Below are 12,925 nucleotides of genomic sequence, written 5' to 3' on the forward strand. Positions count from 1 at the left end.
CCTGCCTAAGTAATAAATCGAATTTGCCTGCAAACGATCTATTTTTCATTATCCAAATCGCCTACAAGCAGCATATTTTGAAAAAGCCTGCTGCCGCACTCCCTCGCTCTGAATCAGATGTGCAATAACCTCTGGAAGAAAACTGTCATATTTTACTTCCAGGATTATTGTCTGAGGTGCATCCGTTGCCCGGATATCATGCCGTTCTTCCAGAAAATTCTGATGATAAAGACTCGTCCGGATGTCCGAATCAAACGTAATACGCACATTTCCTGCACGGTAAATATAAGGTTCCCGAAGATACGAAACCATCACGCGCGGCCGCAAAAGCTGGTATTTCATTTTCGCATACATCTCCCGGATCAATGGGGATGGATGACACGCCATCCACAAAATCTCTCCCGCCAGCAGAGCATCATACTCCTTTTTTGTAAGCGGCGCATCAATCTTCATGCAAAGATTTCCATCCTTCATTTTCTTTTCCAGCATGATATACGAAAAGTCATCATTATAATAGCGAATCCGAAACTTTTCACGTTTTGCGGCTCCATCTATTTTTTCACGCAGCGCTTTATCGTTTAAATTATCAAAATAAATGCTGCGAATACGGTACTTTCCATCGGCTCCGACATGCCTGTCTGGATTCATGACACTGCGAAGCCGCTGCCGAAGCGGAAGATACGCCGCATAGTCAATCTCATATTTCAACTCATGCCGGTACTGTCCTGAAACATCCATACGCTCTACTCCTTTCCTGTTTTATCGTTTTAATAAGTATAAAATGGCAACCTGAAATGTAGCTGAAAACAGTTTGAACATTCTGTGAAAACAGGCGAACTCTACCATGGAAAATCCCCCATTCAGACCCAAAAAAGCCGCTGTACGTTTCAATTCATACAGCGGCTTTCTTCACTTTTATTTTTAATCTGTTTCTGTCCGGAGTAACCCTTATCACTCCTCACAATGTCTGTTTCTACTGCCTGTTTCCCCTGTGCATCTGTTCATAATCCTTCAATGCCTGGAATGCCTCTCCTGACAGAGGCAGCAGCGCTACCATGTTAAATACTGTCATCAACCCAATGCCAACATCACCGAGATCCCACACAAAAGTGTAAGCAGCCAGGCCGCCGATAAACAGCATCACAAGTGCCAACAATTTATAAAATGTCTGTGAAAGCCAGTTATCCCCAAAGAGATATGAAACATTGGATCTTGCGTAAAACAAAATACCGATAAACGTAGAAAAACTGAACAGCAACAAAATCACAGCAATAAAAATTACACCAAAACTTCCGAAGTGGAAACGCATTGCTTCCTGAAGCAGATCCATGCCAGCCAAATCAGCAATCCGCTCTGCCGGAGCCAGCAGCATGATCATCGCAGAACAGCTGCAAATCACAATCGTATCAATAAACACACCAAATGCCTGTAAAAGGCCTGCCTTAGCCGGATGGCTGACATCCGCTGCTGCCGCCGCACACGGCGCAGAACCGGAACCTGCTTCATTCGAAAACAGACCACGCTTTACGCCATTCATCAGCACCGCGCCAAAACCGCCTGCTGCCACCTGCCGCAAACCAAATGCTTCTGAAAAAATCCGTTCAAATACAGATGGCAGAGCGCCTCCGTTTTTCACGATCACAATGACCGTCATCAGTAAATAACAGCCTGCCATAATTGGCACCACCACATCAAGCACTTTTACTGTTGCATTTTTTCTCAGAACAATAATCGCTGACGCTAAAACCAATGCAATCGTCGTATAAAGCGGCGGAATCTCAAACGCATTATCCATTGCTGAAGTCACAGAATTGCTGATTACCTGGCTGATGCCACACCAACAGATCAGCCCTGAAATTGCAAACATTGCTGCAATGATACTGCGCCTTCTTGCATTTTTGCCCCGCTTTTCTCTTCTGCGCATCATAAATGCATGAATATAGTACGCCGGACCACCGCGATACCCGCCATACAGAGGATCTTTCTCTTTGTATATCTGTGCCAGGGTTGCCTCAGCAAATGCTGTGGAAGAACCAAGCAGCGCCATCAGCCACATCCAGAACACTGCACCTGCGCCACCTGCCGAAATAGCTGCCACCACACCCACCAGGTTTCCCATACCTACTCTGGTAGCCGTAGATACAATCAGCGCCTGAATTCCGGAGATACTTCCTTTTTCCGTCTGCCTGCGTCTTTCTGCCGAGATCCGCAGTATATCTGGAAACATCCGAATCAGCACAAAGCCTGTCCGAATTGTGAAAAAAATTCCAACCGGAACAAGAATCAAAACCAGCAAAGACAGCCCGGCACTTCCGCCTCCCGGAAGCGGAACGGTAATCAAATCCCCCCACATAAAATCATAAAGCGCACGAATCAGGTTATAAAATACTTGAAAAAACCCCATAAACACCTCTTATGTCAAAAATATTAGGCAACTGCAAAACGCTGTGATCATCTGGCAACTTATAGGCAGTTGTCCTGTATACAGTATAACAGGAAATCAAAAATTTGTATAATTAATAATAAAAATTCTATTCATTCATATTTTAGATTCAGACAGGAAGAATCCATTCCATGCAAAAAACAACGGCACACGACACAATCGACACCTGAAACAGACTCTTTTTGCAGTACGCCAAAATACTCCCAACCACAAGTGCCGCCGCACCGGACCATATACTTGCAGTTGCTGTCAAAATAGCCGGAAAAATCATGACAGACAGCGTCACATACGGAACATAATACAGAAAGGATCTCACCCACGGATTCTTAATTTCCTTTCGTATTAAAGTCAGCGGAAGCATTCGTATCAGATACGTCACACCCGCCATTACCAGAATATACAGATAAACATTACGCTCCATTTCAGCTCAAATCCTCCATCCTCTTTCATTCAACATCTCTACCTTCTTACCGGTTATCCCTTCTCCTCTTTTACCGGAAAAAGTGATGCCGCCACCCCCGCAATCAGTACTGTTAAAATAATAATCCTGAAACCCGACGATATATCTTTCAGCAACGGAACGACTGAAAACACAAAACTGGCCCCCATAGACACCAGAATGATACCGGCAAGTATCCGGCTTTCTCGCGCCGGAGGAATCACAACAGCAAGAAACATTCCATAAAGCGCCACGCCAAGCGCACTTAAAAGCCGGGCTGGCAGAAGATCTCCTGACACTGCTCCGAGAAATGTGCCAAACGTCCATCCTGGAACTGCTACACAAATCAGGCCATATGTATAAAAAGGGCTCAAACTCCCCTCCCTGCAAACAGACACTCCAAAAATTTCATCCGTGACTCCATAAGAAACCATAAAACGATGCAGAAATGGCATTCCTTTTTCCAATTTCTGTGACAGGGAACAGGACATAAGGCAATAGCGCAAATTAATAATCAGCTGTGCTGCCGCCATCTCCACAAAAGGCGCCCCGGCCTCAATAATCCCAAGAGCCGCAAACTGCCCCGCGCTTGTCAGATTCGTAAGCGACATAATAACCGCCGCAAGCGTACTGACCCCTGCTTTGCGAGCCATAATACCAAACGAAAACGAAACAGCCAGATACCCCAGCCCAATCGGCACACCATCCTTTAATCCATATCGAAACTGCCGTATTCTCTGATTCATACAACTTTCCTCCGAATCACATTTCTCATAAGTTATCTGCCACACAAAGATGTTACCCGCAGAACAGATCTATTCTAACACGCCGCAACCGCACCGTCAAATATTCTGCCACCATCGGAAAACAAAGAGAAAGCTTCACAAAATTCCCCCTACATCTTCCATATTTTTTATTGACATACCATACTGCTTTCCTGTATAATCCATATCATAGATAATTGGTAGGAAATGGAGGATTACTTATGAATACAATGAAAAAACAGCGTACAAAACTTCTTTTAACATTACTGATGATCTGTATCCTGTCCTGTGTTTTGCCACAGTCTGTACTGGCAGATTCCGCCCGCCTTAAATTCAGCGCCAAAACTTCCGGCTCTGGAAATAAAATAAAAGTCAAACGTGTCACTTACGACAAGAACTCTGATTATGAAAACCGGGAGTCCCTTCGTCCCGCTGAGCTTGAAGTCGACTTTTCCTCCCGTGTCACCTGGAAACGCGGCGCAAAGGTTACAGTTAAGGACAATAAAGGCAAAACATACCGTGCCTTTTTAACGGATAAAGACAGTGACGAATGTGACATCAATATCTATAATCTTAAAGAGGGCCGCACCTATACGATTACAATCAACGGCATAAAAAAGCGCGGCACGACCGGCTACCGCAAGTTGACCATCAAAGCCTCGGTCCCTGCGCCAAAACCAAAATCTCAAAAAGTAAAAGTGAAAAAAATAGAGATTGATGACGAGGATAACGAAATCGAAGTTTCTTTCGCCTCCAAGGTAGACTGGAAAAGAAATGCAAAAATCAGTTCCATCAAAGACAACACCGGCAAAACCTGCAAAGGATATCTGATTGATATCGACGACGATGAATGTGAACTTTACATTCCGAACATGAGAAATGGCCGTACCTACACCGTTCAGCTTTCCGGAATTAAAGCCAGAGGTGCTTCCTCATACGGAACCGTCACCTTTAAGGTCCATGTTCCGTCCTGGAGTCAGATATCGTAAATCCACTGAGTTCTTCACAAGATTGTTTTAATGTATTGAGTTTATACGGAATCATCGCCCAGTTTATACCGCGATGATTCCATTTTTTTCTCTCTTATCGCTGCATTTGCACGCAAAATCTACATTACAAATCACCACTGTCACCCTATGGTTCCATTGTTTTATTAGCAATGACATACCCATCCACATTATTGCCGGACACACGGTATTCACTCCCCTCCGGCAATGACACCGAAGTATTCATGGTAAAGAAAATCTCGAATGTCTCGTCCCCGCAAACCTGTGTAATTGGAGACAATTCACTGGTATTCTCCCGGAGCCAGTCCACATATTCCTCCAGACATAAATCATGCTCATACATATAGTATGCATGCGGGACACCCACATATCTGAAATGCCACTCTTCATTACTGATCCCTGTGATCTCTGTCTTACTTGCCTGATAGCGTAGTACAAATCCAAAACGGTACGAATTGTCTGCATACCACACGGCTTCCGCGCTGTTGCTAAAGTTGCCCTCACTGCCATCCTCATAAAAAATACTAAGATCCATTGCCAATCCTGTATGATGTTCACTGTAGCCGGGATTGGCCACATAAGCTCTGGCATATTCCAAGCCATACTGGTTGGTATATTCCTCATAAAGCTCCTGTTGTTCCTCCACAGAACGGTATGCACTTGAAATACCGCTTAGATAGCTCCCAGTTTCCGCCTCGCAAGCTGCAATCATCTGGTCAAGCGGATCAATCACCCTCCCGGCAAGCTGCACCTCAGGCCAGCTAACCGTGTAACCTCCACTCTTTGCCTCCTCCACACGTACCAGCTGCACAGATGCGCTGTTTTCCTCAACATGATACGGATACTCTGAATTCACCAGTATCAGGTCCCCTGTATACTTGTCAGCCTCGGACAGCTGCAAAAGTACATTTGCCGCATCAACAGGATTCTTTAAAATATTATGTTCATCCGACACATTGTCTTTCTGCGCTGTATCAGCCTTGCGGCTCGAAAATTTCACCGCCACAAGCGCCATTCCTGCTACTACAAACAGCAAAGCCAGGCCCAATATCATTTTTTGCTGCTGAACCCTTTTTCTTCTTTTGCGCCTTGCTTCTGCCCGCCGAATTTCTATCGGCTGTTCCGGCCTCTCTTGAGTGTTCCGTCTTTTTTCATTTCCATTTTCCATATCAATTCCCAATCATCAAATTTGTGTTCAAATATGTTATCTTGATTCCAGTAAAATTTTCCGCCCATACAGACAAAACAAAAAGGATGCAAATGCAAATCCTGTAGATTACATTTTGCATCCCTTTATCGTTTGTTGTTGTACAATCGCTTAAAACAGACCGTATTACCTGAATTCAAACCGGCTGCTGCTATACTGCCACATTAAAGAGATTGCGCAACTGATTTGCGATATCATCACTCGTCGCGTTCAACATAGCCACCTCATTAATATCAGACAGTTTATTCAATTCTCCATTGGTGTCATTATAATTGTATCCAATCGTATACACCGGCACTTTCATTCCTTCTACGATCGACGTGATCCGATTCAGGCTGTAGCCTTCGTTCTGCTGGCCGTCCGATAAGACAAACAGCATAAGCTTCGCATCCGGCACCTCTTTTGCCTTCTCGGCAAGCATATCCAACGCTACCAGCACCGCATCATACGTCGCTGTGCCGCCGCCATCCGATAAGTTTTTCACTTCACCGGAGAAATAAGCCTTCTGTGTCGCATCAAACTGTGCAATAGGCAGATTGATCGTCACATCGCTGGCATAGCTGACAAGTCCTACGTAATGGTCTGAGCCAATATACGAGGAAGCACTGATCAGGGATGCCTTCAGAGAATTCAGCGGAGCTCCTCCCATTGAGCCGGAAATATCTGCAACAAACACCGCGATAATCGGCTTACCGCCGCTCTTGTTTTTCTTCCATACCTTCTGAGCCGTCAGATATCCTGTCCCATCCAGTCCCGGATCCTGTGAAACGTAATCGTCATGACGGTTGAAACCTTTTTCAGTCGCCATTTTCTGATTTTCTTCCGTCAGACAGTATGCAGCAAACAGCGCAGCTGCCTCCTGCTCCTCTTCCGTACAGTAATCAAACGTGTACACCGGATGATCGTGACGGATACCGGCTGGAATATACTCATAATTCACGAGCTCCGGCGTATTGATATAGGCCTGTTCTTCCATTACCATGGCATTGATAATACCTTTCGAAGCCTGATTGCGGAGCACGCCTGTCGTGTATGCTACAGGAGGAGAATCTTTCTGATACTCCAGCAACTTTTCCTGTGCCTTATCAGATAATGGATTGCTGTCATCAAATGCTTTCAGCATGGCAGTCAGGATATTCAGACCTGTACTGGAAGTATACGGATTCGTATATGCAAATGTCAGATCACCTGCAAGCGTAGCCTCCAGCACATTTGCCACGGTTGGATCCTTATACTTCTCAACAAACTTATCATAGATATCTTTCTTGATCAGAATTCCGCCTGTATTTCCTGCAATACGCTCTTCAATCTGACTGACCCCGACCCCTGATGATTTCAGCATTTTACCCCATGCATCGTTCGATGGAATGAAAACATGCGGATGGTAAACACCGGCATTAATGTATGTGACAACTTCGCCCGAAGCCATTTTCCTGACAGAAACCGTAACCTTTTTCCCATTCACGGTCTGTCCGGACTTGTTGAAATCTCTGGCAACCATGTTGATCCAGTCGTCCGGCGCGTCAGAAGAAAGTTCTGTCGCTGCCGCAATCTCAATATCAATCGCTCCATCCCCGCTCACCGTGATCGGAAACGTATCAATATCTGCAAGCGCCTCTGCCTCTGATACATCATCCGAGTAAATATCAAGGACAGGTTTTTGTACCGTGTAGGTCTCAACTTTTTTCAACAGAGAACTTATTTCCGCTGTGGCATCCTCATAGCTCATCGACCTCTGGCTGTTCTCTCTCTCAGTCCTGACCGGCTGCTCATCCGAACATCCCCAAAGAAACATTGCCCCCACTGCCAGCAGACAAAGCCACCTGCTCTTCTTGTTCTTTCTCATACTGTTTCCCTCTTTCCTGTCAGCCCTTCGCCGACCATTGCTGTGTCCATTCAATCCTTAAGCATCCGGATCTTTCATCTCGCTTTCAATTGAAGACAGAATTGTAGATTTATAAATTTCCAGCATTTCCATGCTGTTATCATCTTCTCCCTGCTTGTTCAAAAACTCCGCAAGCGCAAACAGAAACTCCTGTACCTGCTGAAGCTGCTTCTGCCCTTCTTCATGGCAAATCTGCAATCTCCGCTCCACCTGACGGACAGCCTCATCGCTGTCATTGTCCGCCACATCCATATAATTCAATACTTTTCTTACATTTTTGCAGAGATACTGTTCTACGCGGTCCAGAACATCTTCCGTGTTGGCAAGCGCCGCTGCCCCGTTTACATCTAACAGATGCGAAAGCTTTTCCTCATACTCATCCATGATATTCATCTGCATCCGAATCTGCAGCAGCTGCTGTGACAGACCGTGCCACTTTTCAGCCGCGTTTTCCAGCAACAATTCCTGAATTTTCTGCGCATCCATTTTCTTGGAAACTGACAAAACCTCTTTATGCTTTTCCTGCTCTCTGAGCATCTCTTCTTTTCTGACCTCCATCTGGGCCGTCTTTTCATCTTTTTCCTTTTGCCAGATCTGTCTCCGTCTCCATTCCACGCCGTACAGAACAAGCATAAGAACACTAAGAATACCCCCGACTGAAAGAACGCCTGTCCGAAGCTTGCGGTAAAAGCGGATTCCGTTTCGGATAATAATACTGTCTGTCTGCAAATGCAGGTAAACACACGCTGCTGCAAACAGCCCTATGATAAGTATCACATAAATACCCTTTATTTTTTGTTTTCTGTCCTGCATAAATGCAGCTCCCTTCTCAGTGTACTTTCCAGCCGAGTCACTTCAGCTATATCCTGCATTTGCTCTGAAGCCTTTAAATGAACGTGAATCTCATCCGAATGAGCCAGAAAGCCATTTAACAGATCCTGCTTCTGCTCCAGCAGTAGGAGATTCTGACTGATGGTCTGCTCTGTCAAAACGATACTTTTTCTGATCTCTTCCATCCTGACATCGGCCAAAACATCCACCGGGTCTGCGAAATCATTCGCAAAATCAGACTGTCTCTGCCGGGTAACCGTCTCCTCTGTCTGCATCCTCCGCTTCGCATTCGCCAAATCCGTCTGGATCTGGCGCAGCTTTTTGCCCAATCCCTCGCAGCGCCCGATCATAATCCTGCACTGCATGTCGAATATTTCTTTTGGAGCAGTTTTATATAAAGGAATGATGTATTGATCCATATCATTGCTGATACGCAGCAGTTCATCTGCCCCCGCAGCGGCCTGCTGCTGTAATTTTCTTACGTTCATCATCTCATCACACAATCACTTTTGCTGTTTCTTTCATTATAACAGTTTTTTCTTATTGGTCAAACAAATTTGTCGCAGTATTCTCTTACTTTTATTCTGTATTTTGGCTGTTTTCACAAATCTAGTTTTCGACTTTCTTAATTTAACAAAGGAAGGTCGATTGGCACTCCAGCTATCTGCTCGATCTCCGCATAGGTCAGTTTAAAGTTAACTGTCCCGTTTTCTTTTATATATTCCCATGATAAGTCATATTTGCTCATATCTCTGTATACAATTCTTTGTCTTTTTGGCAACGTACAAGGCCTGATCCGCCTGTTCCAGAAGTGTTTCATATTTGCACAAACCGTCTGGTACAACAACATAACCAATACTTTTGGTTACCGGATAACTGCCAACGGAATCCTGCAAAAAGTCATTGAACGTTTTTTCCAGATAACACAGCTTAGAAAACGGAATCAGCAAAATAAATTCGTCCCCGCCAAAACGTCCGATCAGCGTCTGCTGCAAAAAATGCTTCTGAAGCTGCTTCGAAACATCGAGGAGCACCCGATCACCGGCTGCATGTCCAAATGTGTCATTAATATTCTTAAAATCATCCAGGTCAATGATCGCAAGCGCATAGCAAGGCTTGGGCTGACTGCACAGACATTCACGGCACAGTATATCAAACGAGGTTTTGTTGTATAAGCCCGTAAACAAATCCCGCATGCTCTTTTCCCTTGCATCCAAAATGTGTTCGTAAAGATTACTCACATTCGAAACCACACCGATCATATTTACAGACCCATCTTCCTTCTGATAAGGGGTTGCATGAACACGGCACCACATATAATCCCCCGGCGCAGTCCGCATCCGTGCATCATATATTGCCTGCTCCCCGCTTAGTACCTTCTCAAATGCGTCCGCTACAACACCCGCATCCGTCGGATGCACAAAATAGTTCGAAACCTTTTCCATATATAGTTCCGGATCAAGCGCAGCAAAACTCCGTACATCCTGAAGTATTTTCTCACCCGAAACACCATAAATAGCCTCAGCATTTACAAAGCCTAAATAAGTCTGTTTCTCAAGATCCACTTCAAATACACAAAGCCCTGCACTCTTGAGGACAAGCTCAAGATAATTTTTATAATTAAGTAACTGCAAAATCATTTCCTCCAATTAGTATCATATGCCGGTCATTCCCGGAAATGATAACAGTTATAAAACATTTCTTCAATATTCTCTATAAAAAAACTTTCTTTTTGTCACTTTTTCATCATGATCCATTTCATCCGCACCGCCTGTTCTTCATTATAAACCTTCACAAATATACGAGAGTCAAACGACTCCCGCACTTTGGTAGGTGACACTATAAATCTTCTCTAAAATAAAGTCAACTAAAAATTCCGCATCTACTCCCATTGGAAGAAACGGATGGCAAGGCCTCCGCAGACAACTGCGACCACCGCCATGATGGCAATTGGAAACCAGACCGATTCTAACGGCAGACCCAGCGAAGTTGCTTTCAGCACTTTAAGCCCCTGTGTCAAAGGCAAAATATCTGCAATCTTCTGCAATGCAGACGGCATCACTTCGTAAGGTAAGGTTGCCCCTGAAAAAATGAGCATCGGAAAATACAGGATGCTGGCAGCCACACTGCGAGCAGAAATGCAAGACTTGTAGGCGTAACTTTATATCTTTTTAATATCTTTTTCTGACGGTAATCGGAAATCAACAGCGGAAGCCCCATCACACCGCCTGCACAAATCGCAATGGTCGATAAGGCCCCGAAGGACTGTTCCAAAAAAGTATATTCTACTCCGGGAACCGCTGTTTTGGCTCCATAAATGACTCCCAAAATTACAGAAACCACTACCGGCATACAGAGAGCAAAAATAACCATGTCCATTCCCCGGAAGGATAACTTCAGTTCTGTTTTCAACATTGTAAAAAATTTATTCATTGTCCTCGTCCTCCTCTCCAGTAAACCATAAATACGCATCTTCCATTTTCTCATAAGGGCTTAATGCTACCGCTTCTTTCACAGTTCCTTCAAAGGCAAATCCGCCATCCTTCAGGATACCAATCCGGTCGCAGAGAATTTCTACCTCATCCATGAAATAAGAGGACAGAACTATTGTCAGGCCATTTTTCTTTAACTCCAGCAGGCTTTTCCAGACACCCCTTCTCGCTTTTGTGTCAAGTCCTGTGGTAAGCTCATCCAAAAAGACCACCCTGGGATTAGGAATGAGGGACAGCACAATAAATAATTTCTGCTTCTGTCCTCCGGATAACTCATTTACAAAAGCATTTTCCTTATCTGACAAACCAAATTTGTGCAGCAACTCTTTGTATGCCATTGGATACCTGTAAAGGCAGGTCGTCTCCTCGCACAATTCTTTTACCTTGATCTTGTCCGGATAATTGGCTTCCTGGAACTGTACCCCAACCTGCTTAAAAAGTTGCTTTCGCTCCGTCCACGGGTCTAATCCCAAAATACGAACCGTTCCAGAATCCGCCTTCTTTGTCCCAAGAATACATTCTATCGTAGTACTCTTGCCTACGCCATTTGCTCCAAGCAGACCATACACTTCACCCGCTGCAACTGAGAAGCTGAGATTCTCAATCACTTTCTTTCCGTCATAAGATTTGCTCAGCCCGGAAATTTGGATTGTTTTTTCCATTTCACATGCCTCCTTATTTTAATTCTGAGTTCAAATATCCTGCTGCAAACAACAGGATATTTGACTCTCGCGGCAGTCGCCAAATGGACATACAAGTATGTCCGTCTGGCTCGTTGCTCGCGTAAATAAAGATTAGCATCCAATCCAACTGTGGTGGGTAACTGTAGGGTTTTATTCGGATAATTTTTTCATCTTCTCAATCTGACAAGCTACATAAAAAGCATTGTTTTTTGCCTCATTCAATGAGGTCAATAACTTATCGCAAGCCCTTATGATATCATCATCCTTTGGCGTATCAATCGCTTTCCGGATATAGGTTTGCGGATCATCCGATAAGGCCTGAAGCATTCTCAAAATAGCAGAGAGGGAATAGTTGGCACAACGAAGAGATCGTATGATTTTCAAGCGAAGCATGTCTTCTTCTGTGTACACCCGGTATCTGTTTTCAGTCCGCTTGATGGTAAACAGACCATTCAACTCCCAATTTCTTAATGTATCAATCGTTACCCCTAAAACATCTGCTGCTTCCTTTCTTCTATATGTCCTCTGCATTCCAACATTTCTTTCACTCATACCCGATAAAATACTATGAGTAATCCGTATCGCTTCTTCTGCATTTGCTTTTTCGATGTCTATCTGAACAATGTATCGCCTGGTCAATTCCATAGCTTTCTCATAATTCCCCAAAGCAGAAACCTTAATAATATCAACCGCCTGTTTACGAAGTCCATTTTGAAGAACTTCCACCTGGAGGGCCGCCCGCGCTAATCTAAATTGCTCAATATGCTGATCAGTAAATACCCGATAACCATTATTTAGCCGTTCTGGTTTTGGAATGAAACCGCACTTTTCATATAAGCGGACTGTATTTACATGTATGCAGATTATCCTTGCTATGTCTATTGTCTTATATGTATTCATTCAACGCACCTCCATCCTTCATTATGGCATACTTTAGAAGTCTGGTGTTATAATGTAGGGTTTTTAGTTTACCGTAGAATACCCAGAATAGCAAGTCATATATTGCTCTCATTTTTCCAAATAGCAATCTCATCAACTCGACACCCCTTTTATCCATCCTGTCTGCACAACATGCCCAATATCTATCCTGTCCACTCAGCTCTTCGCCATTTTGCGGTAGGCCAGTTCCCACAGACTTCCAAAATGCAAAAAATCCGGGAATTGAAACTGCCAA

The 12,925-nt window shown here is 44.3% G+C and carries 13 protein-coding genes and 1 pseudogene; 1 reads left to right on the forward strand and 13 read right to left on the reverse strand.

Annotated elements, in window-relative coordinates; genetic code table 11:
* Positions 1-48 precede the first annotated feature (48 nt).
* From AC6I2O_RS03045 to AC6I2O_RS03060, 4 genes are all read right to left on the reverse strand, one after another.
* Complete coding sequence (locus AC6I2O_RS03045; RefSeq protein ID WP_120393275.1) at positions 49-738, reverse strand: polyphosphate polymerase domain-containing protein; 690 nt, start codon at positions 736-738, stop codon at positions 49-51.
* 235 nt (positions 739-973) lie between these two features.
* Positions 974-2,404, reverse strand: coding sequence for an alanine/glycine:cation symporter family protein (locus AC6I2O_RS03050; protein WP_497741767.1), 1,431 nt, complete (start codon positions 2,402-2,404; stop codon positions 974-976).
* Positions 2,405-2,552: 148 nt separating this feature from the next.
* On the reverse strand, positions 2,553-2,864 hold the full coding sequence (locus tag AC6I2O_RS03055; protein WP_120393273.1) for an AzlD domain-containing protein: 312 nt from the start codon (positions 2,862-2,864) through the stop codon (positions 2,553-2,555).
* A gap of 53 nt (positions 2,865-2,917) precedes the next feature.
* On the reverse strand, positions 2,918-3,628 hold the full coding sequence (locus tag AC6I2O_RS03060) for an AzlC family ABC transporter permease (RefSeq protein WP_120393272.1): 711 nt from the start codon (positions 3,626-3,628) through the stop codon (positions 2,918-2,920).
* A gap of 239 nt (positions 3,629-3,867) precedes the next feature.
* Here AC6I2O_RS03060 and AC6I2O_RS03065 point away from each other — a divergent pair, with 239 nt between their 5' ends.
* A complete protein-coding gene (locus tag AC6I2O_RS03065; protein ID WP_497741769.1) occupies positions 3,868-4,635 on the forward strand; it encodes a hypothetical protein in 768 nt (255 codons plus the stop codon).
* Positions 4,636-4,780: 145 nt separating this feature from the next.
* Here the strand turns inward: AC6I2O_RS03065 and AC6I2O_RS03070 are convergent, their stop codons facing one another.
* From AC6I2O_RS03070 to AC6I2O_RS03110, 9 genes and pseudogenes are all read right to left on the reverse strand, one after another.
* Entirely contained in the window at positions 4,781-5,821 is a 1,041-nt protein-coding gene (locus AC6I2O_RS03070) for a M15 family metallopeptidase (protein ID WP_497741771.1), read from the reverse strand.
* A 190-nt stretch (positions 5,822-6,011) separates the two neighbouring features.
* Complete coding sequence (locus AC6I2O_RS03075; RefSeq protein ID WP_120393269.1) at positions 6,012-7,706, reverse strand: VWA domain-containing protein; 1,695 nt, start codon at positions 7,704-7,706, stop codon at positions 6,012-6,014.
* Between the two features lie 57 nt (positions 7,707-7,763).
* Positions 7,764-8,558 carry a hypothetical protein gene (locus tag AC6I2O_RS03080; RefSeq protein ID WP_120393268.1) on the reverse strand — a complete coding sequence of 265 codons (795 nt, stop codon included), beginning with the start codon at positions 8,556-8,558 and terminating at the stop codon, positions 7,764-7,766.
* Complete coding sequence (locus tag AC6I2O_RS03085; RefSeq protein ID WP_497741773.1) at positions 8,534-9,067, reverse strand: hypothetical protein; 534 nt, start codon at positions 9,065-9,067, stop codon at positions 8,534-8,536. The genes AC6I2O_RS03080 and AC6I2O_RS03085 overlap by 25 nt, the downstream gene beginning before the upstream one ends.
* A gap of 243 nt (positions 9,068-9,310) precedes the next feature.
* Positions 9,311-10,210: a sensor domain-containing diguanylate cyclase gene (locus AC6I2O_RS03090; RefSeq protein ID WP_497741774.1), complete on the reverse strand. Its 900-nt coding sequence runs from the start codon at positions 10,208-10,210 to the stop codon at positions 9,311-9,313.
* A gap of 248 nt (positions 10,211-10,458) precedes the next feature.
* Positions 10,459-11,009: pseudogene (locus tag AC6I2O_RS03095) on the reverse strand (ABC transporter permease).
* Positions 11,002-11,730, reverse strand: a complete 729-nt coding sequence (locus tag AC6I2O_RS03100; RefSeq protein WP_497741775.1) for an ABC transporter ATP-binding protein — start codon at positions 11,728-11,730, stop codon at positions 11,002-11,004. The pseudogene AC6I2O_RS03095 and the gene AC6I2O_RS03100 overlap by 8 nt, the downstream one beginning before the upstream one ends.
* 171 nt (positions 11,731-11,901) lie before the next feature.
* Positions 11,902-12,651 (reverse strand): MerR family transcriptional regulator, encoded by a 750-nt coding sequence (locus tag AC6I2O_RS03105; RefSeq protein WP_497741776.1) that lies wholly within the window; start codon positions 12,649-12,651, stop codon positions 11,902-11,904.
* The gene (locus tag AC6I2O_RS03110) at positions 12,638-12,925 is read right to left on the reverse strand and encodes a hypothetical protein (protein ID WP_147412317.1); all 288 of its coding nucleotides are present in this window, start codon (positions 12,923-12,925) and stop codon (positions 12,638-12,640) included. The genes AC6I2O_RS03105 and AC6I2O_RS03110 overlap by 14 nt, the downstream gene beginning before the upstream one ends.

This window comes from Blautia sp. St.27G3 (genome assembly GCF_059728505.1).